The sequence below is a fragment of the Allobosea sp. genome (assembly GCF_035999205.1).
Taxonomy (GTDB): Bacteria; Pseudomonadota; Alphaproteobacteria; order Rhizobiales; family Beijerinckiaceae; genus Allobosea.
In genome coordinates, this window is the sequence record NZ_DASYHA010000026.1 from 38,208 (window position 1) to 63,889 (window position 25,682).

General features: G+C 66.0%; 21 protein-coding genes. 12 read left to right on the plus strand and 9 right to left on the minus strand.

Annotated elements, in window-relative coordinates; all coding sequences use genetic code 11:
* Nucleotides 1-9: 9 nt before the first annotated feature.
* The 4 genes from VGN82_RS22075 to VGN82_RS22090 all read right to left on the minus strand — a co-directional run bounded on the left by VGN82_RS22075 (nt 10) and on the right by VGN82_RS22090 (nt 3,610).
* Entirely contained in the window at nt 10-1,311 is a 1,302-nt protein-coding gene (locus VGN82_RS22075) for an NAD(P)/FAD-dependent oxidoreductase (protein WP_327529234.1), read from the minus strand.
* A gap of 18 nt (nt 1,312-1,329) precedes the next feature.
* Complete coding sequence (locus tag VGN82_RS22080; RefSeq protein WP_327529924.1) at nt 1,330-2,061, minus strand: amino acid ABC transporter ATP-binding protein; 732 nt, start codon at nt 2,059-2,061, stop codon at nt 1,330-1,332.
* Nucleotides 2,062-2,069: 8 nt separating this feature from the next.
* Nucleotides 2,070-2,732, minus strand: coding sequence for an amino acid ABC transporter permease (locus tag VGN82_RS22085; RefSeq protein ID WP_327529235.1), 663 nt, complete (start codon nt 2,730-2,732; stop codon nt 2,070-2,072).
* 122 nt (nt 2,733-2,854) lie between these two features.
* Complete coding sequence (locus VGN82_RS22090) at nt 2,855-3,610, minus strand: ABC transporter substrate-binding protein (protein WP_414644362.1); 756 nt, start codon at nt 3,608-3,610, stop codon at nt 2,855-2,857.
* 136 nt (nt 3,611-3,746) lie between these two features.
* Between VGN82_RS22090 and VGN82_RS22095 the strand changes: the two genes are divergently transcribed.
* Nucleotides 3,747-4,352 (plus strand): helix-turn-helix domain-containing protein, encoded by a 606-nt coding sequence (locus VGN82_RS22095; protein ID WP_327529236.1) that lies wholly within the window; start codon nt 3,747-3,749, stop codon nt 4,350-4,352.
* Here the strand turns inward: VGN82_RS22095 and VGN82_RS22100 are convergent.
* Nucleotides 4,339-5,328: a Gfo/Idh/MocA family protein gene (locus VGN82_RS22100; protein WP_327529237.1), complete on the minus strand. Its 990-nt coding sequence runs from the start codon at nt 5,326-5,328 to the stop codon at nt 4,339-4,341. The genes VGN82_RS22095 and VGN82_RS22100 overlap by 14 nt on opposite strands.
* 242 nt (nt 5,329-5,570) lie before the next feature.
* Here VGN82_RS22100 and VGN82_RS22105 point away from each other — a divergent pair, with 242 nt between their 5' ends.
* The 7 genes from VGN82_RS22105 to VGN82_RS22135 all read left to right on the plus strand — a co-directional run bounded on the left by VGN82_RS22105 (nt 5,571) and on the right by VGN82_RS22135 (nt 12,756).
* Nucleotides 5,571-6,614 (plus strand): ABC transporter ATP-binding protein, encoded by a 1,044-nt coding sequence (locus tag VGN82_RS22105; protein WP_327529238.1) that lies wholly within the window; start codon nt 5,571-5,573, stop codon nt 6,612-6,614.
* 55 nt (nt 6,615-6,669) lie between these two features.
* The gene (locus VGN82_RS22110; RefSeq protein WP_327529239.1) at nt 6,670-7,959 is read left to right on the plus strand and encodes an ABC transporter substrate-binding protein; all 1,290 of its coding nucleotides are present in this window, start codon (nt 6,670-6,672) and stop codon (nt 7,957-7,959) included.
* Nucleotides 7,960-7,978: 19 nt separating this feature from the next.
* Entirely contained in the window at nt 7,979-8,857 is an 879-nt protein-coding gene (locus VGN82_RS22115; protein ID WP_327529240.1) for a carbohydrate ABC transporter permease, read from the plus strand.
* Nucleotides 8,854-9,720 (plus strand): carbohydrate ABC transporter permease, encoded by an 867-nt coding sequence (locus tag VGN82_RS22120; protein ID WP_327529241.1) that lies wholly within the window; start codon nt 8,854-8,856, stop codon nt 9,718-9,720. Before VGN82_RS22115 ends, VGN82_RS22120 begins: the two co-directional genes overlap by 4 nt.
* Before the next feature lie 18 nt (nt 9,721-9,738).
* On the plus strand, nt 9,739-10,581 hold the full coding sequence (locus tag VGN82_RS22125; RefSeq protein WP_327529242.1) for an endonuclease/exonuclease/phosphatase family protein: 843 nt from the start codon (nt 9,739-9,741) through the stop codon (nt 10,579-10,581).
* Nucleotides 10,582-10,602: 21 nt separating this feature from the next.
* A complete protein-coding gene (locus VGN82_RS22130; protein ID WP_327529243.1) occupies nt 10,603-11,427 on the plus strand; it encodes an inositol monophosphatase family protein in 825 nt (274 codons plus the stop codon).
* Nucleotides 11,428-11,580: 153 nt separating this feature from the next.
* The gene (locus VGN82_RS22135; RefSeq protein ID WP_327529244.1) at nt 11,581-12,756 is read left to right on the plus strand and encodes an AGE family epimerase/isomerase; all 1,176 of its coding nucleotides are present in this window, start codon (nt 11,581-11,583) and stop codon (nt 12,754-12,756) included.
* A 49-nt stretch (nt 12,757-12,805) separates the two neighbouring features.
* Here the strand turns inward: VGN82_RS22135 and aspT (VGN82_RS22140) are convergent, their stop codons facing one another.
* The 4 genes from aspT (VGN82_RS22140) to VGN82_RS22155 form a co-directional block, all read right to left on the minus strand.
* Complete coding sequence (aspT, locus tag VGN82_RS22140) at nt 12,806-14,491, minus strand: aspartate-alanine antiporter (RefSeq protein ID WP_327529245.1); 1,686 nt, start codon at nt 14,489-14,491, stop codon at nt 12,806-12,808.
* Between the two features lie 108 nt (nt 14,492-14,599).
* Nucleotides 14,600-16,243: a bifunctional aspartate transaminase/aspartate 4-decarboxylase gene (locus VGN82_RS22145; protein ID WP_327529246.1), complete on the minus strand. Its 1,644-nt coding sequence runs from the start codon at nt 16,241-16,243 to the stop codon at nt 14,600-14,602.
* 47 nt (nt 16,244-16,290) lie between these two features.
* Nucleotides 16,291-17,982 (minus strand): aspartate-alanine antiporter, encoded by a 1,692-nt coding sequence (aspT, locus tag VGN82_RS22150; RefSeq protein ID WP_327529247.1) that lies wholly within the window; start codon nt 17,980-17,982, stop codon nt 16,291-16,293.
* A gap of 68 nt (nt 17,983-18,050) precedes the next feature.
* Entirely contained in the window at nt 18,051-20,774 is a 2,724-nt protein-coding gene (locus VGN82_RS22155) for a decarboxylase (protein WP_327529248.1), read from the minus strand.
* 232 nt (nt 20,775-21,006) lie between these two features.
* Here VGN82_RS22155 and VGN82_RS22160 point away from each other — a divergent pair, with 232 nt between their 5' ends.
* From VGN82_RS22160 to VGN82_RS22175, 4 genes are all read left to right on the plus strand, one after another.
* Nucleotides 21,007-21,255: a hypothetical protein gene (locus VGN82_RS22160; RefSeq protein ID WP_327529249.1), complete on the plus strand. Its 249-nt coding sequence runs from the start codon at nt 21,007-21,009 to the stop codon at nt 21,253-21,255.
* A 114-nt stretch (nt 21,256-21,369) separates the two neighbouring features.
* A complete protein-coding gene (locus tag VGN82_RS22165; protein ID WP_327529250.1) occupies nt 21,370-23,100 on the plus strand; it encodes a DUF3300 domain-containing protein in 1,731 nt (576 codons plus the stop codon).
* 50 nt (nt 23,101-23,150) lie between these two features.
* Nucleotides 23,151-24,077: a DUF2950 domain-containing protein gene (locus VGN82_RS22170; protein WP_327529251.1), complete on the plus strand. Its 927-nt coding sequence runs from the start codon at nt 23,151-23,153 to the stop codon at nt 24,075-24,077.
* A gap of 580 nt (nt 24,078-24,657) precedes the next feature.
* Entirely contained in the window at nt 24,658-25,680 is a 1,023-nt protein-coding gene (locus VGN82_RS22175) for a CYTH and CHAD domain-containing protein (RefSeq protein WP_327529252.1), read from the plus strand.
* Nucleotides 25,681-25,682 lie beyond the last annotated feature (2 nt).

Here is a 25,682-nt window from a genome sequence, read left to right on the forward strand (position 1 = left end):
GGAGGCGGCTTAGGCCGCCTTGTCCTTCATGCCGCCGTCGGTCAGCCGGTACCAGGTGATGATGGCGGAGACATAGAGCTCGTTCAGCGCATGCAAGGGCAAGGGCTTGATAGGCACGACGGGGAAGGGCAGTCGGCCCCTGTCTCCGCTGGCGATATACTCTGCCATCGCCTTGCCCATGGCGCTCTGCAGGCCGACGCCGCGCCCCATGCAACCGATGTCGACGAGCAGGCCGGGCTCCGGCTCGTGCAGATGCGGCAGGAAATCGCGCGTCAGCGCGACACGGCCGCACCACCGATATTCGAAGGGCACGCCCTTGGCCTGCGGGTACATCTTGCCGATGACGCGTTCGAGATGAGCCCAGTCGGAAGCGTCCCTCGGTTCGCGGAACGGGCCGCGACCACCCATCAGAAGCCGGTTCTGATGGTCCTTGCGGTAATAGAGCAGCAGTTGCCTCGTGTCGGAGGTGACCTGACCCGCGGGCAGGATCGTGCCGGCGACGTTGTCCGATAGCGGCTGCGTGGCGACGATGAAGGTGTTCGGCCGGATTACGGTCTGGCGCAGCTTCGGGATCAGGTCGCCGGTATAGCCATTGGTCGCGACGACGACGCGCGGGGCCGTGACGCTTGCGCCCTGCGCGGTGCGGACGACCCAGTTCGCCCCGTTGCGTTTGAGCGAGACGACCTTGCTCTGCCCGTGCATGCGTGCTCCTGCGGCGAGGGCGGCTTTGGCGAGGCCGCGCGCATAGGCCAAGGGCTGTACGCCACCGGCGCGCCGGTCGATCCATGCTGCGAGATAGCGGTCGGTACCGAGAAGCCCTGCGACGCCATCCTTATTGAGGAATTCTGCATCGACGCCCCGGGCCTGCCATTCGGCGGCGCGGCGCTTTACCGTCTCGGCCATGGCCGGGGTATGGGCTCCCTGGATCCAGCCAGCGCGCTTGTGCGGGACGTCCATGCCGTGTCTGGCGATGAGATCAAAGACGAGATCGGCCGTCGTGCTGACGAAACGCGTCAGCGCCTCGCCCGCATCCGGGCCGAACTTGGCGACGATCTCGCTCGGATCATATTTGATGCCGGGGATCACCTGGCCGCCATTGCGGCCGGAGCCCCCCCAGCCGGGCTCGTGGGTTTCGAGCACAATCACCGAAACGCCGGCCTCGGCGAGATGCAGGGCGGTGGAAAGGCCCGCGTAGCCGGCGCCGATCACGCAGACATCAGCCGTGGCATCGGCTGCGAGCGGCGGCGTCGGTACGGCGGCCGGCGCGGTCGCATGCCAGAGCGAGGGCTGGAGCGGGAATGGTTCGGCCATCGCGGCCTCCTTGGATATTCAGATCGGGCGCAGCACGCGGCGCAGGAAGTCCTGCGTGCGCGGATGGGTCGGCGCGCTCAGCACGTCGCGTGCGGGGCCCTGCTCGACAATGACGCCGCCGTCGAGGAACAGCACACGGTCGGCGACCTCGCGGGCGAAGCCCATCTCATGGGTGACGACGAGCATGGTCATGCCCTCGTCGGCCAGGCTCTTCATCACCTGCAGCACCTCGCCGACCAGTTCGGGGTCGAGTGCCGAGGTCGGCTCGTCGAACAGGATCGCCTTGGGTTGCATGCAGAGCGCGCGCGCGATGGCGACGCGCTGCATCTGCCCGCCCGACAACTGGCCGGGATAGGCATCGATCTTGTTGCCGAGGCCGACGCGGGCCAGCAGTTCGCGCCCCCGTGCCAAGGCCTGCGCGGGAGGCTCCTTCTTCACGAAGATTGGCCCCTCGACGACGTTCTCCAAGGCGGTGCGGTGGGGGAAGAGGTTGAAGCGCTGGAACACCATCGCCATCGCCGTGCGGATGCCGACGATCGTGGGCTTGTCGCGCTCGACGCGCTCGCCGTCGATGGTGATCGAGCCGCCATCATAGGATTCGAGCCCGTTGATGCAGCGCAGGATGGTCGATTTGCCCGAGCCGGACGGGCCGATCAGGCAGACGACCTCGCCCTTCTCGACGTTGGCGGTGATGCCCTTGAGCACCGGGAAGGCGCCGAAGCTCTTGGTGACGCCGGAGATCTCGATCATCGGGCGGCTCATCGGCGTGTTCCTTTGCCGAACCGCGTTTCGAGCCAACTGACGAGACCCATCAGCGGCAGGCACATCGCAAGATAGAGCAGGGCGACGAGCGAATAGACGGTCATGTTCTTGAAGGTCGAGGAGGCGATCAGTGTGCCCTGCAGCGTCAGTTCGGCGACGGTGATGGTCGAGGCCTGCGAGGAATCCTTCAGCATCATCACCATGATATTGCCGTAGGGCGGCAGCACCAATCGGATCGCCTGGGGCAGGACGACGCGGCGCATGGTCAGGCCCCAACCCATGCCGATCGATTGTGCCGCCTCAATCTGGCCGTGGTCGATCGCCTCGATGCCGGCGCGGAAGTTCTCGGATTGATAGGCGGAATAGGCGATGCCGAGGCCGATGATCGCCGCCTGCAGCGCCGTCAGCGCGATGCCGAACTCCGGCAGCACGAAATAGATGTAGAAGAGCTGCACCAGGATCGGGATACCGCGGAGCGTGTTGACGACGATTTTGGCGATCCAGTCGAGCCAGCCGATGCCGGAGACCCGCATCAGGGCCCAGACGAGACCGAGCACCGTCGACAGGGCGAGCGACCCCAGCGCCACGATCAGCGTGAATTTGATGCCCTGCATCAGCAACGGCAGGAACTGCGTGGCGTCCCTCAGGAAGGTTTGCATGGAGGCCTGGCGATCGAAACATGCGTTGGAGGCGTAAGAACCTCAGACCGTCATCCCGGAGCGCCGCTTTGCGGCTTGTCCGGGATGGCGGCGTGGTTCGCGCGGGAGAACCCGGGCGCTGCTCAGGCGAGGCCCCACTTGGCCAGGATCTTGTCGACCGTGCCGTCGGCCTTGAGCTTGGCGAGGCCGGCATTGATCTTCTTGAGCAACTCGCCGTCGCTCTTGCGCACGCCGATGCCGACCGAGCCCGAGATCACCGGCTTGTAGGACTTGACGATGCGGACCTTCGGGAACTGCCCCTGCGAGAGGTTGTAGGCGATGATCGGCAGGTCGAAGACCGCGGCCTGGACGCGCGCCGCATTCACGTCGGCGAGAATGTCCGGCAGGGTCTTGTAGAGTTTGACCTCGGAGAACAGGCCGGACTTCTGGAGAACGTCTACATAGGCTGTGCCGATCTGAACACCGATCGACATGCCCTTCATGTCCTCGAAGGTGACGTAATCCTTCGTGTCGGTCGAAGGCACGATCAGGCCCTCGCCATAGGTGTAGATCGGGTCCGAGAAGTCGATGACCTCCTTGCGGACCGGGGTGATGTACATCGCCGCCGCGACGATATCGACCTTGTTGCCCGTCAGCGACGGGATCAGCGTCGAGAACTGCATGCCCTCGACCTCGACCTTAAAGTCGGAGACCCCCGCGATCGCCTTGATCAAGTCGACCATCACGCCCTCGATCGTGTTGGTCTTGGTGTCGAGGAAGGTGAACGGGCTGCCGGTCGGCGTCGAGCCGACTTTCAGCACGGACTGCGCCTGGGCGGGAAGAATTCCGGCAGCCACGACGCTGCCCGCCAGCATGGACAGAAAAGTCCGACGTTCCATCGCATTGATCCCCTGCTTATTGCGCGCGACTTGCGCGGCGGCCATGATTTTCATGAGCATGAAGATACGAGCATAGGACGATCTTGTCGGCAAGCGATTTCACGTGCATGAAATAGCGGCGACGAATGGAGCCTACATGAGCAGCCCTGCCGCCAAGACGTCTTCCCCCGACACGATGTCCCAGTCCGAGGTCGACCAGGTGATCGGAGCGGGCCTGCGCCGCCTGAGGCGGGAGCGCAGCCTCTCGCTCGTCGATCTGGCTGCACGAACCAATCTCTCGATCGGCTTCCTGAGCCAGATCGAGCGCGGGAAATCCTCGCCGACGCTACGCGCGCTGGTCAGCATGGCGGATGCCCTGGGCGTGGGCCTCGGCGATCTGTTTCCGCCGGCCGGCTCTCCGGGCGACCAGACCGCGACGATCGTGCGCAGCGCGGCGCGCAGCGAACTGCAGATCTGGCGCTCGGGCATCCGCAAGCAACTGCTCACGCCGCATACCGAAGGCTCGAAGCTGGGCCTGTACATCGTCGAACTGGAGCCGGGCGCCAGCACGGGCGACGAACTCTATACCCATGGCGGCGAGGAGGCGGGGCTGGTGATGCATGGCGCCATGGTGCTGCAGGTCGAGAGCGAAAGCTGGACCTTGCAGGAGGGCGACAGCTTCCGCTTCCTGTCCTCGCGCCCGCATCGTTTCGCCAATGCGGCGGAAGGCACGACCAGGGTGCTCTGGGTCAACTGCCAGTAGCTTTGGCCGGGCTCGCCAGAATCGCCTCGACGACCTCCTGGACGTCCAGCGCCTCGTCGAGCGTCGCCAGATGGTGTGGCTCGCCGCGCGCCAGTTTGATCACGCCCTCGAGCTGCCGCTTGAGCGCAAGCGGGCGGGCCTGTTCCTGCGTCAAGGCACCGGGATCGCGCTGCCAGGTTCCGTCCGGCAGGCGGCGCTCGGCGATCGACCAGTCGCAGAGTCGCACTGCGCCCTTGTCGCCCTCCAGCATCCAGATGTTGTGATCGTCCTTCGGCGTCGTGCCGACGCTGCCACTCAGCGAAACGGCGATTTCGCCTGCCTTCAGGCCCGCCTTGATCGCGCGCTCGGATCGGCCGGGTTCGGGGAAGGACGCCGTCGCGACGAGATCATGCAGCGGGCCGACCAGCCGGCGGGTCAGGAACAGGAAATGCGAGACGACCTCACGCGTGAAGCCGCCCTGCGCGGTGCGGTCGAGCCAGCCTGCGGCATCGGCCTGCCAGGGGCGCGGCCAGGTCGCGAAGCCGACCTCGATCGTGACCTTCGAGACCGTCCCGACCTCGCCCTGCGCGATCCAGTCGCGCAGGCTGGCGACCGCCAGCGAGGAGGCGAAGGGGAAGTTGACCGCGCCCCTGCCACCAGCCTGAGTGACGAAGGCACGGGCATCGGCGACGTCGACTGCCAGTGGCTTCTCGCAGAACACGGCCTTGCCGGCGGCGAGCGCCGCCCGCGCGTGCTCCAGATGCGAGGCTGGCGGCGAGGCGATGTAGACGCAGTCGCTCGCGGCGATCAGCGCGGCGGCATCGGGCCGATGCGGCACGGCGGGCAAGGCGGCGGCTATGCGCGCCAATGCTTGCGCAGACGGATCCCAGATGCCCGCGACGCGAAGTATCCCCGGGGGCTGATCGAGGATCGCACGCAGCAGTCGCTCGCCCATGATGCCGGCGCCGATGATGCCGATGGAGAGAGGTCCGGGCATGGTGTGAACTTTCCAGAATCGCGGGCGCAGGAGGCACCTCTCTGCCGCCCTGGGCAGCAGCAGTCTAGGGAAGCCGCGAACTGCCGGCGGGAAAAGGCGGGGAATAGCCCTGCCCTGCTACTTTCCGAGCATAGGGACGCCCTTGTGCCTCGTCGCGTTTTGCCATCATGGTTCGCGCCACGAGGGACAGCAGATCATATGCCGGCTCAGCATGGCATTTGGTGCGGCAAGCCGGGTAGCGCATGGTTTCGGTTGAGCTGAATGCGGTTACGAAGAGCTGGGGCGGTGCCGCCGCGGTGGACGAAGTCAGCTTCTCGGTCGAGGGCGGCAAGTTCGTTGCCTTGCTCGGACCGTCGGGCTGCGGCAAGTCGACAACGCTGCGCCTGATCGCCGGGCTGGAAGAAACCAGCAGCGGCGCGATCACGATCGGTGGGCGCGACGTCACGCATGCCCAGCCGTCGCAGCGCGGCATCGCCATGGTCTTCCAGAACTATGCGCTGTTCCCGCATCTCTCGGTTGCGGAGAACATTTCCTTCGGGCTGCAGGTGCGCAAGGTCCCGCGGGCCGAGCGCGAGGCGAGGGTGACGCGCGCGGCCGAGATTCTGGGATTGAAGGGCCTGCTCGAGCGCAAGCCGTCGCAACTCTCCGGCGGACAGCAGCAGCGCGTCGCGTTGGGACGTGCGATCGTCGCCGAGGCACCGGTCTGCCTGATGGACGAACCGCTCTCCAATCTCGATGCCCAGCTTCGCGTCGAAATGCGCCGCGAGCTTCGGGAGCTGCAGCAGCGGCTCGGCATCACCATGATCTACGTCACGCATGACCAGGTCGAGGCCATGACGATGGCGGACCAGGTCGTGCTGATGCGCAATGGCCGTATCGAGCAGGACGCTCCGCCCGACGAGCTCTACGAGAATCCTGCCAGCATCTTCGTCGCTCGCTTCGTCGGCACGCCGCCGATGAACGTCCTGCCGCTACCGGCCGTGCTCGCGGCGGGCGGCGCCTCGCAGCTCACGCCACCGGCCGGGTTCGATCCGGCTGGCCTTGCCGTCGGCATCCGTCCGGAGATGACGGAACTCAGCGAAGGCGGCATCGCGGCCGATGTTGTGGCGGTCGAATATCTCGGCGCCGACACACTGATCGAGGCCCGCATCGGCGGGCATGGCTTCATCGTCAGGCGCCCCGGCAAGGTGCGGACAAAGCCGGGCGAAAAGGTCTACATCACATTGTCACAATCGGCACTGCACTGGTTCGACCAGGCGTCCGAGCGCAAAGTGGTTCGGGGTTAAGACTCGTCACAAGGGTCGGGCGCGCGAGCCACCTCTCAGGGGAAGGAATGTTGGAATGGACAGGCGTGAATTCATGGGCGGCGCTGCAGCGCTGGCCGGCTCCGTGGCCCTGCCGGGCGTTGCCCGCGCTCAGGCTTCGGAGATCTCGTTCTTCTACCCGGTCGCCGTCGGCGGCCCGATCACCAAGCTGATCGACACCTATGCCGCCGATTTCGAGAAGGCGAACCCGTCGATCAAGGTGAAGCCGATCTATGCGGGCACCTATCAGGAGACGATCGTCAAGGCGCTGACCGCGCATAAGAGCGGCACGCCGCCGGTGACCTCGGTGCTCCTGTCCACCGACATGTTCACGCTGATCGACGAAGAGGCGATCGTTCCCTTCGACGACTTCGTGAAGACCGAGGACGACAAGAAGTGGCTTGCCGGCTTCTATCCCGGCTTCATGCAGAACAGCCAGACCGGCGGGAAGACCTGGGGCATCCCGTTCCAGCGCTCGACCATCGTGCTGTACTGGAACAAGGAGCTCTTCAAGGAAGCCGGGCTCGACCCCGAGAAGCCGCCGCAGAACTGGGCCGAGCACCTCGAATTCGCGCAGAAGCTGACCAAGCGCGACGCTTCCGGCAACGTGACGCAGTGGGGCACGCAGATCCCGTCCTCGGGCTTCCCCTACTGGCTGTTCCAGGCGCTGACGACCGAGGCGGACGCGCTCCTGATGAACCAGGCCGGCGACACGACCTATTACGACAAGCCCGGCGTGGTCGAGGCGCTGCAATATTGGATCGACCTGTCGCAGAAGCACAAGGTGCACCCGCCCGGCATCGTCGAATGGGGCACCACGCCGAAGGACTTCTTCGAGAAGAAGGTTGCCATGATCTGGACGACCACGGGCAACCTCACCAATGTCCGCAGCAACGCCAAGTTCCCCTTCGGCGTCGCGATGCTGCCGGCTCACAAGCGCCGTGGATCGCCGACCGGCGGTGGCAATTTCTACATCTCCAAGAAGGCGACGCCGGCCCAGCAGCAGGCTGCGTTCCAGTTCATCAAGTGGATCACCCAGCCGGAGCGCGCGGCGCAGTGGTCGATCGACACCGGCTATGTCGCGGTGAGCAAGGCGGCCTACGAGACGGAGGCGATGAAGAAGTACGTCGTCGAGTTCCCGCCGGCGGCGGTGGCGCGCGACCAGCTCGAATTCGCGGTCGCCGAGCTTTCGACCCATGAGAACCAGCGCGTCACCAAGGCGCTGAACGACGGGTTGCAGGCGGCGCTGACCGGCACGAAGCCGGCACAGAAGGCGATGGAGGATGCGCAGGTGGAAGCCGAGCGCATCCTGAAGCCCTATCGCTGAGCGCCGGACAACCTCTGGGATGAACAACCGCGCGACCGCCACGGTGCATGGCTGGCTGCTCCTGCTGCCGGCGATGGCCTGCCTTGCGATCTTCACGCACTGGCCGGCGGTCGCGAGCTTCATCGACAGCTTCTACTCGACACCCAAGGCGCGCCGCCCGGCGCGCTTCATCGGCCTCGACAACTACCACCAGCTCCTCGCCGACCCGATCTTCTGGAAGGCGATGTCGAACAATCTCTGGTTCGCCATCGGCACGATCCCGGCATCGATCGCGCTCGCGCTGCTGATGGCGGTGTGGGTCAACGACAAGATCGTCGGGCGAACCTGGGTGAGGATGGCATTCTTCACGCCGACCATCCTCCCGATGATCGCGGTTGCCAATATCTGGCTGTTCTTCTTCACCCCGCAATACGGGCTGCTGGAGCAGATCGTCGGCTTCTTCGGCGGGCGCAGCACCAACTGGCTCGGCTCTCAGGACACGGCGCTCTACGCGATCACAGTCGTCGCGATCTGGAAGGAAGCCGGCTTCTTCATGATCTTCTACCTCGCCGCGCTGCAGGCGCTTCCGCCGAGCCTGGGGGAGGCGGCGGCGATCGAGGGCGCGTCGCGCTGGACCTATTTCCGCCGCATCCAGTTTCCGCTGCTGATGCCGACGACGCTGTTCGTGCTGATCAACGCGGTGATCAACGCCTTCCGCATGGTCGACCACATCTTCGTCATGACGCGGGGCGGGCCCGACAACGCCACGACCCTTCTGCTGTTCTACATCTATCAGGTCGGCTTCGGCTTCTGGGACACGGCCTATGCCGCAACGCTGACCTGCGTGTTGCTGGCGCTGCTCGCCCTCGTCGCCTTCGTCCAGTACGGCATCCTTGAGCGCAGGACGCATTATCGATGAGCGCCCCCGCCGCGCAGCCGGCCGTGCATTCTTCGCGGACCGACCCTTACGCCCCTAAGGGCCTCTCGCTGACGCTCGAATCCACCGGCGCGATCCTGCTCGCGCTGCTCTGGGTCCTGCCTCTGGCCTACGCCGTCTGGGCCGCCTTCCACCCCGCCGAGTTCACGACGCGCTTCGTGCTGACCGCGCCGCTGACGCTCGACAATTTCGCCCGTGCCTGGGCTGCGGCGCCCTTCGCGCGCTATTTCCTCAACACCTTCGTGCTGGTGACGATGATCCTCGCCTTCCAGCTCGTATTGGGCACGCTGGCTGCCTATGCGCTGGCGCGGCAGGATTTCTGGGGCCGCGACGTCGCTTTTGCACTGATCCTGGCCCAGCTGATGATCATGCCGGACGCGCTGATCGTCGAGAACTACCGCACGCTCGCCAAGGTCAACCTGATCGACACCATTCCCGCGATCGCGCTGCCTTACATCGCCTCGGCCTTCGGCATCTTCCTGCTGCGGCAGACCTTCAAGACGGTGCCGAAGGAACTCGACGATGCCGCGCGGGTCGAGGGCGCGAGCCCGCTCCAGGTGCTGATGAAGGTCTATGTGCCGCTCGCGAAGCCGACCTATATCGCCTATGGGCTGGTCTCGGTGAGCTATCACTGGAACAATTTCCTCTGGCCGCTGCTGGTGACCAACTCGGTCGAGTCGCGGCCGCTCACCGTCGGGTTGCAGGTGTTCTCGTCGAGCGACCAGGGCATCGACTGGGCGGTGATCTGCGCCGCGACGCTGATGACCTCGGCGCCGCTGCTCGTCGGCTTCCTGCTGTTCCAGCGCCAATTCGTGCAGAGTTTCATGCGCGCGGGCATCAAGTAGCGCAGGGCGGTCGCGCAGATGAAATTGATCACCTGGAATATCCAGTGGGCGCGCGGCACGGACAACGTCGTCGATCCGCGCCGGATCATCGCCCATGCCCGTGCCATGGCGGATTTCGATGTCCTCTGCCTGCAGGAGGTCGCGGCCAACTTCCCCGATCTCGACGGCAACGACGCCACGGACCAGTTCGCGCTGTTCTCGGCGCTACTGCCGGGCTTCACCGCGATCGAGGGCATCGGGGTCGATGTCGACGACGGCAAGGGCGGGCGCAAGCGCTTCGGCAACCTGATCCTGAGCCGCTACCCGGTCGTGCAGGCGCTGCGCCATCTCCTGCCCTGGGAGGCGGCGGAGACGCGCAACATGCCGCGCGTGCTGGTCGAGGCGATCGTCGCGGCGCCGTTCGGGCCTGTGCGGGTGATGACCACGCATCTGGAATATTCCTCGCCGATCCTACGCGCTGGCCAGGTCGAGGGCATCCGCGAGGCGCATCGCATGGCGGCGTCACGTGCTCGCACGCCACGGGCCGCCGGCCCGCACACCTACGCGCCGACGCCGAACACGGCGAGCGCGGTGCTGACCGGCGATTTCAACATGCGGCCGGACGATGCCTCGCTGGCGCGACTGATGGCGCCCTTTGAGGACGGCACGCCACCGCTGGCCGATCTCTGGCCGGCGCTGATGGGCGATGCGCCCCCGCCGCCCACTGCTTTCATCGTCGACCAGACCTATGGCCCGCCCGGTTGCCTCGACTACGTGCTGGCGACGCCCGATCTCATGGCGCGTGCCCGCAGCATCCGCTGCGATGTCGAGACCCGCGCCTCGGATCATCAGCCGATCCTGGTCGAGTTCGATGCCGATTGAGCGCAGGCGGAGCGCCAGGCGATGATCTTCACGCGGCGGGATCACGAAAGGCTCGAGGGTATCCTTGTCGAGGCCGCGCGACGAGAGGTCATGCCGCGCTTCCGCAAGCTCGCGCGCGAGGATGTCCGCGAGAAGGGTGCGCCCGGCGATCTCGTGACGGAGGCCGACGAGGCGGCGGAACGCTTCATCTATGCCGAGCTGGAGCGGGCTTTTCCGGGCGCGCTGCTCGTCGGCGAGGAGGCGGCGACGCGCGATCCGTCGGTGCTGCGCCGGTTGGCGGATGCAGACCTCGCCTTCGTGATCGATCCGATCGACGGGACGTTGAACTACGCCTCCGATCTACCCCTCTTCGCGGTGATGGCAGCCGCCGTCGTCAAGGGGGAGACCGTGGCGGCGGTGATCCACGATCCCGTTCTCGACGACAGTGCGCTGGCCCTGCGGGGTGAGGGAGCCTGGCTCGCCGGAGGCGGCGGCCGGGTGCGGGACCTGCGCGTCGGGGCCGCGACGGAGCCGGATCGGATGAGCGGCATGGTGAGCTGGCAGTATTTTCCCGAGCCGCTGCGCCAAGACCTTCCCGGACGGTTCCCGGCCTTCGCACAGGTCGCGTCGCTGCGCTGCTGCGGGCAGGAATACCGGCTGGCGGCCGCAGGACGTTGTGATTTCCTGCTCTACGGCATCCTGAACCCGTGGGACCATGCGCCGGGCGCTCTGCTTTTCAGCGAATCCGGCGGCCATGCCCGGATGCTCGATGGCAGCCACTATCGCGTGGACCGGCCATCCACAGGCCTGCTCTGCGCGCCCGATTCGGAGAGCTGGCGGCAGATCAGGGCCATCCTGGCGGCCTAACCGGTTCATAGGCCACGCGCGAAAGCGATGTGCGCAGTCGGTGTTGGCGTTTCATGCGGGAGCGAGTCGCATTGTGCGCGGCGGTGAGGCCGCTAAGATATCGGCGGTTTCCCTGTTGCCGGCCGCGCGATGTTGCCTCCTTTCGTTGGCTGAATGTCTTCAGCATCCTCACTCACCATTTGGTCGCAGCGCTATCGCGGCTGGTTGCTGGATACGGCTCTTCCGCTCTGGAGCAGCACCGGCGTCCGGCAGGAGACGGGCGGCTTCGTCGAGGTGATCGACCAAGCCGGTGCTGCGCTGCCCCTGCCGGTGCGAGGCCGGGTCTGCTGTCGGCAGGTTTATGCCCTGGTGACTGGGGCCGAGCTTGGCTGGCGCGGGCCCTGGCAACAACCGGCGCTGGCCGGGCTGGCGCATTTCCGCAAGCATTACCGGCGCCCGGACGGGCTCTACCGCACGCTGGCTGACCGGGATGGAAACGCGCTCGACGATCGCGCGCTGCTCTACGATCAGGCCTTCATGCTGCTGGCCCTCAGCAGATGCCATCGCATTCTGCCGGACGCCCGCGATGAAGCGCTGGCGATCGCAGCAACGCTGCAGGCGACGATGCGGCATGCGGCCGGTGGCTTCCGTGAGGAGAACGAGACCCCTTTCCAGTCGAACGCCCATATGCATCTTCTCGAAGCCTGCCTGGCCTGGATCGAGGCCGATGGCGCGGCGCTCTGGCGACAGCTTGCCGCCGAGTTGGTCGAACTCGCGCTGACGCGCTTCATCGATGCAGGCAGCGGCGCCCTGCGGGAATGCTTTACGGCGGACTGGACGCCGCATCCCGGCGACAAGGGACGCATCGTGGAGCCAGGGCATCAGTTCGAATGGGCCTGGCTGCTGGAGCGCTGGGCACGGCTTTCGGGCGATATGCGGGCTTCGGCCGCGGCGGAGCGTCTGAACGATGTCGGTGAAATCGGCGTCGATGCAGACCGGAAAGTTGCGCTAGATGCGCTCAATGACGATTTTTCGCGCCGGACCGACCGAGCACGCTTGTGGCCGCAGACCGAGCGGCTCAAGGCGGCCCTGATCCTGGCCGAGCGGGCGCAGGGCGAACGGCGCGCCGAATTGCTGGCGAGTGCGGAGGACGCCTGCGCAGCGCTTTGGCGCTATCTCCAGACACCGATCCCCGGACTCTGGTACGATAAGCATTCGGGGGACGGCGCGTTTGCCGAGGAGCCCGCGCCAGCGAGCTCCCTGTACCATATCGTTGCGGCGATCAGGCAGCTCGACGAGACGGTCGCCGGCCTCGTCGCCGCCGATGATCGGCGTGCGGCGACCGGCTAGATCTGGAGGTCGGGCACCGAGGTTGCCAGGGAGGCGATCTGTCGGCCATTCAAACCGACATCAGCGCGACGAGGACCGGTCCCCAGGCGGTCAGGAGAATGTTGCCTATCGCATAGGGGACCGTGTAGCCGAGCGCCGGGATGCTGCTCTGTGCCTCGTCCTGTACGGCGCGCAGCGCTGCCGTGATCGTGCCGGCTCCGGCGCAGGCGCCCAGGACGATCAGCGGATCCATCCTCAGGACGTAGCGGCCGAACAGGATGCCGACGAGGTGCGGAAACAGGGCGGAGAACAGCCCGACGGCGGCGAGACTGATACCAGTCGATTTCAGGCCGGCGACGAAGCTCGGGCCGGCGCTGAGCCCGACGATGCCGATGAACATGCAGAGTCCGACCGTGTCGAAGATCCAGATCGCCGGCTCGGGAATGCGGCCGAAGAAGGGATAGGCCGAGCGCAGCCATCCGAAGATGAGCCCCATGAACAAGGCACCGCCGCTCGCCGTCAGCGTCAGCGGAATGCCCCAAACAACCACCGAAAGCAGTCCAAACAGCCCGCCGAGGAAGATGCCTAATCCGACGAAGATCATGTCCGTCGCCGATGTGCGCCTGTCCGGGTAGCCGATCACGGCGGCGACGCGTTCGACCTCCGCCATCGGGCCCATCAGGGACATGACGTCGCCCCGATTGAGACGAGTCGTCGGGATCACCGGCATGGCGATACCCGAACGTGTCAGCTTGGCGAGAAAGACGCCACGCGCGAACTGGTCGCCGGCCAACTCCGCCAGCGACTTGCCGTCGAACTTGCGGCTCGTGACGATCACGTCGAGCGCTTCGATCGGAATGTCCAGGAGTTCGGGGTCGCTCACCTCGGGGCCGATGAGATCGCCGCGGGCGGCATGGACCTCGAAGCGCGCCATCACGGCGATGACGTCGCCGACCTGGACCCGATGGTTGGAAGCCTGGTCGAACAGGGCGCTGCCGCTGCGGCCGCGCAGCACGAAGACGCGGGACGGCTTCGGCAACGCCTCGAGTTCCGCGATCGTCTTGCCCAGGAGTTGCGGGTTCTCGACCCGGTAGGCGCGCACGTCGAAGAGGCGGGCGGCCGAGGTCACCCCTTCCGCCTCCGCGGCCGATCCGCTCGTCGCGTCGCGCCGCGCGGCTGCGGCCGCACGCAGATCGATCCCCATCAGCTTTGGACCGATCTTCGGCAGGAACCAGACCAGCGCGGCCGTGCCGATCAGATAGGTCACGGCATAGGCGACGGGAATGTTGTTGACGAGTGCCGTGCGTTCGGCCTGGGAGCGGTCGAGCCGCTGGATCGCCTCGCCGGCCGTGCCGATGACGGTCGATTCCGAGAAGGCGCCCGCCAGAAGGCCTGCCGCAGTTCCCATGTCGTAGTTCAGCAGCTTCGCGAACGTCAGCGCGGTGAGCAAGCAGGTAACGCACAGCACGACCGTCAGCGCGACCTGCGGCAAGGCATCCTTCTTCAGGGCGCGAAAGAACTGCGGCCCGACCTTGTAGCCGGTGGTGAACAGAAAGAGGCTGAAGAACACCGCCTTGACGGTGGGCGAGACCTTGATGTCGAGCTGTCCGACGAGGACGCCTGCCAGCAGGCAGCCGACGACGACGCCGAGGCTGAAGCTGCCGAATTTGAGCCGGCCGACCAGGAACCCCAGCGCGACCGTGAGGAAGACGGCCAGCTCCGGGTTGTTGCGCAGGGCCTCGACGACGAATGTCATGGCGCGTCTCGCTCGCCTATCCTGGAATATCCCTGTCGGCCGGTCCTCCCAGCCGACGATCGAGCGAGGCGCGCGGCCGGATCGCTTTCAGCCCATCGTCGGCGTCGGCTATTCGCCGACGCTCCCGGACGGCTTGCCTTTCGATGCAAGCGCCATGTTGTAGGCGTCGAAGGCCTGGCGGTAGCCGCGCGCGACGGCACGCGTCGCCCGGCCGATCTGGCTGTAGACCTCGTCATCGAGATTGGCGAAGGAGACGCGCACCGACCAGTCGGGAGCATGGAAACCGCCGCCGTTCAGCAGCACGATGCCGTGGTCCTCGGCCAACCGGAAGACGATGTCGAGCGGGTGGATGTGCTCCTTCATGTACTTCACCACCTCCGGCCCGACATATTTGTTGGCCCAGAACTCGAAATCGACGAGGCCGTAATAGCGGTCGTGCAGCACGTTCTCGGGCACCTCGATGCCGAGCCCCTCGATCATCCGCTCGGCTCTCGCCCGTACTATGCCCATGCAGGTCTTCTGGTAGAGCTTGGCCTCGTCCATCAGTTCGGCCAGCGAGAACATCGTCATCATCACCTGCTGCGGCAGGGAGAGGCCGGCCGTGTGGTTGAGCGCGATGTCGCGGCTGTCGGCGACGATGCGGTCGATCAGCTTCAACTCGCGCGGCTTGAGCGTGATTGGACCGTAGCGCTTGTCGAGCGTCGCCAGGATCTTATCCGGGTGGGCGGCAATCGCCTTGTCGAAGATGTTCTCGCGATGAATCGCGATGACGCCGAGGCGCCAGCCGGTGCAGCCGAAATATTTCGAGTAGGAATAGACGCCGATGGTGTTGCGGGGCAGGGCGCCAAGCAGGCTGCGGAAGCCCGGGACGAAGGTGCCGTAGACGTCGTCGGTCAGGATCAGGAGATCGGGGCGCTTGGTCTCGACCAGCTTCACGATCTTGGCGATGGTCTCCTCGCTCAGGGCGACCGCATAGGGATTGCCCGGATTCACCACGAAGAAGGCCTTCACCTTCGGGTCTTCGAGCTTCTTCAGCTCCTCGTCGGTGAACTGGAAGCGGTTCTCCTGCGGGGCGGCGATCGAGATCACCTCGAGGCCGTAATCCTCGAGATGCGGCATTTCGAGATAGGGGGTGAAGATCGGCGTCGCCAGCGCAATCGTGTCGCCGGCGTTGAGCAGACGGTTGGCCTTCAGCGACTTGAAGAGGTAGCACATCGCCGCCGTGCCGCCCTCGACGGCATAGAGGTCGAATTGACCGGAGGGGCGCGGCTCGCCGCACATTGCCCACATCAGGTATTCGTGCACGACGCGTTCGTTGTGGACCAGCATCCGGTCCGGCACCGGATAGTTGTCGCCGATGATCGAGTCGACGAGTTCATGGACGAAGGCATCGGGCTTGAAGTCGAACTTCTTGATCGCGAAGGCGACCATGTCCTTGAGGAAGCCGGCGCCGGGGGCGTCCTTATGCTCCGCGAGCCAGTCGCCCAGCCGCGCGGCGATGCCGTCGGCCTTCGGCATGCCGCCGATCCCGGCCGGCTTGTTCATCACGCGGCGGCTTTCGGTGATTGCGAACTGGCCGAGCAGGAAGAAGCCTTCTCGCGGCGTCATCGCCACCCAGTTCGGATTGCCGCGCCCGGCATTGAGCATCGCGATCGAGGAATTCTGCGCCGTCAGCTTGGCGAGCCGTATGAGCTCGTCCTTGATCTCGAAGGGGCTGAGTTTCTCGAAGCTCCGCAGGGTGACAGGATCCATGACATTCTCCTGATCAGAATAAGAACGGACGCATGCGCGGAAGCGCACTAGGTCATCAGCATGATGATGATCATGCCCCAGATGGTGAGGAGCGTGTTTCCAACCGCGTAGGTGACGGTGTAGCCGAGCGCTGGGACCTGGCTCTTCGCGGTCTCGCAGATCATGCCCAGCGCTGCCGTCGTGGTCCGCGCCCCGGCGCAGGCGCCGAGCAGGATCGCAGGATCGAAGCGGAAGACGTACTTGCCGGCGAACATGGCGAGGATCAGCGGAATCGACGTGGCGAGCGCGCCCCAGAGGAAGAGGCCGATGCCTTGGGTCTGCAGTCCCTTGACGAAACCCGGGCCGGCCGAAATGCCGACGACCGCAATGAACATGTTCAGGCCGACCGAATTCATGAACCAGACGGTCGAGCTCGGGATGCGGCCGAAGGTTGGGTGAACCGAGCGCAGCCAGCCGAAGACGAGGCCGGAGATCAGCGCGCCGCCAGCGGTCGACAACGTCAGCGGGGCGCCACCGACCTTGAAGACCAGCGCGCCAATGAGCGCGCCGAGCACAATCGCACCACACATGAAGGCAACGTCGGCGACATCGCTCGGCCGGTCGGCGTGGCCGAGCGTCTTGGCGACGGCGGCGATGTCCTGAGTGCGACCGACAACGGTGAGGATGTCGCCGCGATGGATCACGGTGTCCGGCAGGATCGGGATGCTGACGGCGGTCGCACCGCGAACGATCTTGCGCAGGAAGACGCCGCGAGCCGTCGGCATCTTGGAGAGTTCGGTCAGCGTCTTGCCGTCGGCGTCCTTGCTGGTGACGTAGACGTCGACGCCCTCGGCCTTGAGGTCGAGCAGTTCCGGGTCCTCGACCTCATCGGCATTCTGGCCGATCAGGTTGACCAGTACCTCGCGCGGACCGGCAAGGGCGATGATGTCGCCCGCCTTCAGGACCGTATCCGCGGTGGCATCCTCGATGACTCCGTTGCGGCGGATGCGCTCGACGAAGACGCGGGCATCGGGTACCAGCGCTTCGGCCTCGGCGGCGCGCATGCCGGAAACCTTAGCGTCATCCCGCAGGCGGAAGGCGCGCAGCTCGAAGCGCCGCCAGACCGAGCCGGGGCCGCCGATTTCCTTGCCGCCGCCGAGACGGGCCTCGTAGTCCTTGCAGGCCTGGGCGAGATCGATGCCGAGGAGTTTCGGCCCCCACAACGCCAGGACCATGGCAGAACCGACAGTGCCGAAGATGTAGGTCACCGCATAGGCGACCGGCATCGCGTCGAGCCAGTCCTTGGTCTGCTCGGGCGACAGGCCGAGGCGATTGATCGCATCAGTCGCGAGACCCATCGAGGCGGAGATCGTCTGCGAGCCGGCATACAGGCCGGCGGCGTAGCCCGGATGATAGCCCGCGAGTTTTGCGATGATGACGGGGACGGCGAGGCAGAACACGGTCACGACGACCGCGAAGATCGCCTGCGGCGCGCCATCCTTGGCGATACCGCGGACGAATTGCGGCCCAACGCCGTACCCGACGGCGAAAAGGAACATCAGGAAGAAGGTCGACTTCACATTGGGGGAAATCGTGATGCCGAGCTGGCCGATGATGACGGCTGCGATCAGCGTCGAGGTCACAGCGCCGAGGCTGAAGCCCTTATAGGCGAAGCCGCCGACATAGTAGCCGATCGCCAGCGAGAGAAAGAGTGCGATCTCGGGATAGGTGCGCAGTGTTGTCGCGAACCAGTCAAACATTCCGATCCCCTGTTTCTGTCCAGCTGGCGTCGAACGCCGGCAAGGATGAATTTAACTGCTGGCTGGCTTCACTTCTTCTTGGCGGCCAAGGCGTCGGGCTTGATCAGTTTCAGGCCCTTTGCCTTCTCGTAGCCGTGGATTTCCTTCACATCGAGCTTGCGCATGAAGGTGATCGTTTCATGCGTCACGACCTGGCCGGGGACCAGGATCGGGAAGCCGGGCGGGTAGGGGATGACGAAATTGGCCGAGATCAGTGCCGGACCCTTGTCGATGCGGCGGTCGCAGTCCGGGCTGTTGATCGGCAGATACTCGCACTTCTCTTCCGAATAGGCGCTGAAGAAGGCGGTGCGGATGTCGCCTTCCGGTGTCGTCTTGCCGGCGTCGGTGCGGAACGCGTCGTGGAAGTGGCTGAAATTCGGCAGGTCCGGCACGTCCTTCATCAGATTCTGAACGCGCGCCTCGAATAGCTTTCGCTCGCTGTCGCCGCCCTGACGCAGGCGCGTCTCGATCTCGTTGCAGATCTTGAGCAGGACGCTGATCAGCAGTGCGACGTCGCTGCGCGTGTTGTTGATGTTCGACTGCAGCAGGACCGAATTGCGCGAGGTCTTGTTGACCTGGATATTGTACTGCGACGCAAGCAGGCCCTTGAAGGAGGTGCCGTCGAAGCCGGCCGTGCCGCAGACCAGCGTCATGCGGGTCGGATCGAGGCAGAACTCGTCCTCGCGCATGCTGCGCAGCTGGTCGTCCCAACGTGTCTCGGGATCGAGGAAGTCGACGAAGCCGCTGCTCCTGAACTCCTTCGGCACCATCCCGTCGGCGCCGACGACCTTGAAGTATTTCGAGATGATGGGGTGCGTGGCGACCTCGCGCCGGATGTCGAGCGCGACCTCGATTGCGTTCATCACCAGCCCATAGCCCTCGAGCTCCATTTGCCGGCGGGCGACGTCGAGGCTGGCGATGAGCTGCTGGTTCGGGCTGGTCGAGGCATGGGTGAAGACCGCCTCGTGGAACTGGGCCTCGACCTTGTGGAAGTCGACGTCCCTGACCAGCACCATCGAGCCCTGGCGGATCGCCGACATGGATTTGTGGGTTGAGTTGGTTTGGTAGACGCGCAGTCGTATGGCACGCGGATCGGGCAGGAGGCGCGTGTCCAGCAGCTTCTCGTGCGACGGGTTGGCGCCGAGTTCCTTCTGCTGCTTTTCGTATTGTGCGACTGCGTCCGGCCCCCCGGCCCAGGCCTCGATATCGGCAGCCGCGCCCATGCCGGTGCGCGGGCGCAGGAAGGGCGACCAGCGCGCGAAGCCGAACCAGGCCTCGTCCCAGAGGAAGATCAGGTCCGGCTTGATGGCGAGGCATTCCTCCATCACGCGGCGGGTGTTGTAGATGTGGCCGTCGAAGGTGCAGTTGGTCAGGTCGACCATCTTGACGCGGTCGAGCCGGCCCTCGGCCTTGAGGTCGAGCAGGGCCTTCTTGATCGTATGCAGCGGCACGGCCCCGTACATCGAGTATTCCACCATCGGGAAGGCCTCGACATAGAAGGGCTGGGCACCGTTCAGCACCAGGCCGTAATGATGCGACTTGTGGCAGTTGCGGTCGAGGATGACGATGTCGCCGGGCGCGATCAGCGCCTGCAGCACCATTTTGTTCGAGGTGCTCGTGCCGTTGGTCACGAAGAACACGTGATCGGCGCCGAAGGCGCGTGCGGCGTTCTCCTGAGCCTTCTTGATGTTGCCGGTCGGTTCGAGAAGGCTGTCCAGGCCACCGGTCGTGGCGCTGCTTTCCGCCAGGAACAGGTTGAGGCCGTAGAACTGGCCCATGTCGCGGATCCAGGGCGAGCGGAAGACCGATTTGCCGCGGGCGATCGGCAAGGCGTGGAAGGTGCCGATCGGCCTCTGGGCGTAGAGCTTGAGATTGTCGAAGAACGGCGTCTCGAAACGGGCCTTGATGCCCTCCAGTACGGAGAGATGCAGCTCGAGCGGCTCCTCGATCTGGTACATGACGCGCCGGATCATGGCGGCGCGCGGATCGCCGGCGAGCTTTTCGACGCGACGGTCCGATAGCAGGTAGATGTCCAGCTCGGGCCGGATCGCATGCAGCCCGGCCGCAAGGCGCAGCGCCAGGTCGGCCTCGTCGGCCGTGGCGAGCAGGGGCTGCTGGGCGGCCAGGACGCTGCGCAGCACCGGCGCGTCATGGCGCGACTTGAGCGCGAAGCCCTCATAGATCGCGACCGCGGCGATGTCCGGATTCACGACCGCGGCGCAGACCGCATCCTCCAGGCTGCCGACGAGCACAGTCTCGTAGACGAAGGCATCTTCCGCGCGCCGGAGCCGTCGAAACTCGGCAGCCAGATGCGGCCAGCGCCCGGCGGGGGCCGGCGTCACCGCCAGCATCTCGAAATAGGGCCGGTGGGTCGGTGTCTCACCGAGCGAGGACGGCAGCACGTCGACGGGGTCGGCCAGCGAAAGGTCGACCGCCTGCCATTCCTTGGAATCGTGCTTGTAGTTGCCGGTGATGATTGCGAGCGAGATACGCTTGGCCAGCGCCAGGAAGCCATTGGCATCGTCGTTCTGCAGCCGTTCCCACAGGCCGCCGATCAGCTCGTGGCCAGGAAACGCATGGAACTCCTCGGCCGCGCCGAGATCCTTCAGCGCGGCCTCCACGTCGCCACGGGCCTTGCCGCCGCTGGCCCAGCTGCGCGCGACCGCGTGGAGGTCCCTCCAGCTATCCGTGCGGCCGGACGGTGCCGAGAAGAAGTGGTCGATGGAGCGCGAATCCCGAACTGCCGGAGCCATCTCGAATTCCTTCGCCAAGCCGACAACGCGGCCGGGAGAGGCCGCATCCGCATCGGGAATTTGAGCACAGGCGCGGCTCGCGACGTATTGTCCTCGGGGACAAGTCCCTCCTGTCGATAGTGGGCTATAATGACGGCTGCCCGAGTGTCTCGGTGCGGCCGAAGCGAGGGATCCTCGCTCGTGTGAGTGCCGGGACCTGGTGGGCGGGATGTCCCAAAGGGGAACTCAAGCCATGATCAGATGGATGCTTTTGGGAGCGTCATCGGCGATCGCTCTTCTTGGCATTGCGGCCAGCCCGAGCCCGGCATCGGCTTGCACCAAGAGCACGGGCTGCACCTACGATGTCCTCTATGAGGACTACAAGATGATGCATGACGGCCGGATGGACGAAGCCATGAAGGCGGGACGCGCCAACATGGAAGCGTTCCGCGCGATGCGTGAAGCCGAGCAATCGAACCAGTCGAAGCAGAGCAGGCGCTAGGTTGAGCCGTCCCACGGGTCACACGGCAACTCCGACGTTGCCGGCGTCGGCCTGTGTCGTCATTGTAGACTTCGAGGGCGCCGGCCGGGCCGGGCGCTGACACGGGAGAATGGCATGTCCGTGAGGATCGTGTTGGCATGTGTCGTTGCGGTCGGCCTGGCGCCCCAGCCCTTTGCTCAGACACCGCCTCCACCGACGGCTGCGCCCGCCAGCGTGCCGGCGGGCCAGGGTGAGCAATTGCTGAGCAGTGCTGAACTGGACGCGCTCGTCGCGCCGATCGCGCTCTATCCGGACACTCTTTTGGCGCAGGTTCTGATGGCCTCGACCTATCCGCTCGAAGTGGTGCAGGCGGACAGATGGGTTACAGCCAACAAGAAGCTCAAGGGCGACGCGCTCAAGGCTGAGGCCGAAAAGCAGGCATGGGACGACAGCGTCAAGTCGCTCGTCGCTACGCCTTCGGTGCTCGAGATGATGAGCAAGAACCTCGACTGGACGCAGAAGCTCGGCGACGCGGTGCTCGCGCAGCAACCCGACGTGATGGACGGGGTCCAGCGCATGAGGACGCGGGCCCATGAGAACAAGAAGCTGTCCTCTGGACCCCAGCAGAAGGTCACCGTCCGGCAGGACAGCGGCAGGCAGACGATCGTGATCGAGCCGACCCAGCCCGATACCGTCTATGTACCTTATTACGACCCGGCGGTGGTTTACGGCTCCTGGCCCTATCCGGCCTATCCGCCCTACTACTTCCCCTACACCGGCTATATCGCGGCCGGCGTCGTTGCGACCGGTCTCGCCTTCGGGGCCGGCTATGCGCTCGGGCGCTGGAACAACGGCAACTACTGGGGCGGCAACGTCAACTGGAACAACAACAACATCAATATCGACCGCAACCGCGTGACGAATTGGCAGCACAATCCGCAACACCGCCACGGCGTCCAGTACCGCAACACCAATGTGCAGCAGCGGTTCGCGGGCAACAACAACATACGGGCCGGTGCGGGCGAGCGGATGGACTTCCGCGGACGTAGCGGTGACCAGGTGCTCCGTCCAGAGGGGGGGCGCGGCGATTTCGGCGGCGGCGCACGACCAGACCAACGGCCCGGCGACCGCCCCAATATCGGTGACCGCGGACCCGGTGATCGCGGACCTGGCAATCGCGGGCCCGGAGATCGTGCCGGCGCCGGCAACCGGCCGGACCGCCCTGGCGGGGTGGATCGCCCGGGTGGGGACCGTGCACGGCCCGGAGGTGGCGGCGGACGTGACGGGGCGGCACGGGCCGCGACCCGGCCGAGCGCCGGAGCCAACCGCCCGGGCCCTTCGCGCGACGGTGCCTTCAACACGCAGGCGGGGCGCGGCGCGAACCTGCAATCGCAACGCGGTCATGCCAGCATGGGCGCCCGACCGGGTGGCGGGGCGCGCGCGATGCATGCCGGCGGCCCTGCCATGCGTGGCGGCGGGGCGGCCATGAGCCGCGGGGGCTATGGCGGAGGCGGCCGCGTCGGCGGTGGTGGCGGCGGCGGCCGGGTTGGCGGCGGCGGCGGACGCGGTGGCGGCGGGCGCGGCGGTGGTGGCCGGCGTTCCGACATCCAGCTCAAGCACGACGTCTTGCTGCTCGGCTGGATGGATAACGGGCTCGGCTTCTATCGCTTCGCCTATAACGGCTCGCAACGTGCCTATGTCGGCGTGATCGCGCAGGAGGTCCAGGGTGTCGCGCCCTGGGCGGTGCGCCGCGGCTCGGACGGCTATCTGCGCGTCGACTACCGCCAGCTCGGCGTACCGTTCCAGACCTTCGAGCAATGGAAGGCCTCCGGAGCGCGGTTGCCGGCCGGTAACGACTGGCACTGAAAAGGATCGCCGGCTTCGGCCGATGTCTCAACTGTTGGGGATGCAGTTCCATGATGATGGCATGGCCGGCGGTGCGAACGCTATCTCGCCTGATCTGCGTGGCCGGCCTTGTCGCGACGGCGACGGCCGCGAGCGCGCAGCAAGCCTTCAAGACGCCTGCGGAGGCGGCGACCGCGCTGGTTGAAGCGGCGCGCGGCACCGACGAGAAGCGGTTGCGTAGCATCCTCGGGATCGTCGGGCGCGATACGCTGCATTCCGGCGACGATGTCGCCGATGCGGCCGATCGCAAGCGCTTCATCGAGGCCTATGACAGCCGCCACTCCGTCAGCGAGCAGGGCGACAAGGCGACGCTGCTGGTGGGGCCGGACGATTTTCCGTTCCCGATCCCGATCATGCGCAGCGACAAGGGCTGGAGCTTTGATGGCGTAGCAGGTCGCAGCGAGATCCTCGCGCGACGGATCGGCCGCAACGAGCTGGCCGCGATCCAGGCGAGCCTCGCCTATTTCGACGCACAACAGGAATACGCCGCCAAGGATCGCACAGGCCAGGGACGTGGCATCTATGCGCAGCGGATCGTCAGCCGCGCCGGCGCCAAGGACGGACTCTACTGGGACAGCGCTGCCGGCGAGGAGCCGAGCCCGCTGGGAGAGTTCGCGGCCGGAGCGGCGGCGGAAGGCTACCGGGCCGAGGAGACGCGCCGGCCGTTCCACGGCTACTACTACAAGATCCTGACGCGGCAGGGACCGTCCGCGCCGGGCGGCGCGATCGACTATGTCGCCGGCGGCAGGATGATCGGGGGCTTCGGCCTCCTCGCCTATCCGGCGGAATACGGCCGCTCCGGCGTGAAGAGCTTCATGCTCAATCACGACGGGACCGTCTACGAGAAGGATCTCGGACCCAACACCGGCCGCATCGCAGGACGCATGCAGAGCTTCAACCCTGACAAGGGCTGGGAGAAGGTCGCTCCTCAGAAATAGGCCGGCGCGACTGCGGGCTTCGACAGCGATGGATCACTCTTTGGCTTCCCTCCCAGCGCAGGCGCCGGCGGCTGGCCGGGGTCTCGGGGTGTTCTGGCTTTGCTGCGCCGAAGGCGACAGGTCCCGTCTCCTCAAACACCTTCGGGCCGTCGACATGCGGCAGGGCGGGCGGGCGCAGGTTTTGAGGTCGGTCTACTACGATACCAGGCGGCAAAGGCTGCTTCGCGCCGGCTATCGCCTGTCCGTCCGGACGCAGGGGCGCAAGCGCTTCCAGGATATCGAGGCCCCCGATGGGACGATGCACTCCGTCTCCATCCCCGACAGGACTACGGATGGCGCGGACGGCGCTCCGGGCCGCGCCTCACTCGGCGGCACGCCGCTCGAAGGCATCCTCGGTGACAGCGTGGCGGGGAAGCTGAAGCCGGCCTTCTCCATCGACATCCAGCGCAGTGCCAGCGTAGTCTATCGCGCCGGTTCCAGCATCGCCGCGAGCTTCGACGCGGGTTCGATCGCCGCGGAGGGGATCGTCCAACCGATCTGCGAGTTGCGGCTGGAGCTTGTCGCTGGGGCGCCAGCTGCCGTGTTCGACTTCGCCCGCGAACTCGGCTCGGCCGTGCCGCTGACTCTCACGCTGCGTCCGCCGGGTGAGAGGGGCCTTCGGCTCCTGTCCGCCCGGACCGATCGGCCGGCAGGTGATCATCGGTCCGTCGACATCCACCATGCGATGACGGCCCGGGAGGCTGCCGACGGCATCTGCCGGAGCTGCACGGCGGCCCTGCTCGACAACCTCACGCAATTGTCGTCCGGGGGAGGGCGCGATGCGCTGCACCGGACGAGGATCGGGATCAGGCGGCTGCGCGCGTTGCTATGGTTCCTCAAGCCGGTCTTCGGGACTCAGGCGGCGATCCTGTCCGGTCGCTTGCGCTCGCTTGCCCAGTTCCTCGGAGGCGCGCGCGAGCTCGACGTCTTCTGCGATCAATTGCTGGCGCCGCTCCGGCGGGACGATCCGGATGCTCCCGGCGTGGAAGCTCTGTTCGAGGTCTTCGACCGGCGCCGGCAAGAGGAGCACGAGAAGGTCATGGCTTTCGTTCGATCGCCGGCAATGCTCGATTTCAGCCTCGATATCGTCGATGGCCTCGCCACATTGTCGGTGTCCGAACCGGACGCGGCCGGGCATCCGCCGTGGGGCGAACGCACGGTCGCCGGGTTTGCGCGGGCCCGCCTGCACGGCCGCCTGAGAGCGTTCCTGAAAGAGAGCCGACATCTGCAGCACTGCGCCCCGGATCGCCAGCACCGCATCCGGGTCAAGGCCAAGAAGCTGCGCTATGCCGCAGAGGCCTTCCATCCGGTCCTCGGCGGGAAGCGCGGCCGGCAGCTGACGGCGAGGCTCGTGCAACTGCAGGACCTGCTCGGAGAACTCAACGACGCCCGCGTCAACCGTGCCATCGCGCTGGCCTATGCCCGGGAAAGGGCAGGGGACGGTGGCAACGAGGCGGCGCTGTTCGCGGCCGGACTCGCCGCGGCGACCTGTAGCTTCGAACCCACCGCGATGCTCGACCGGGCTGCCGAGGCAAGAGATGAACTGGCAGCCCTTGCGCGATAATG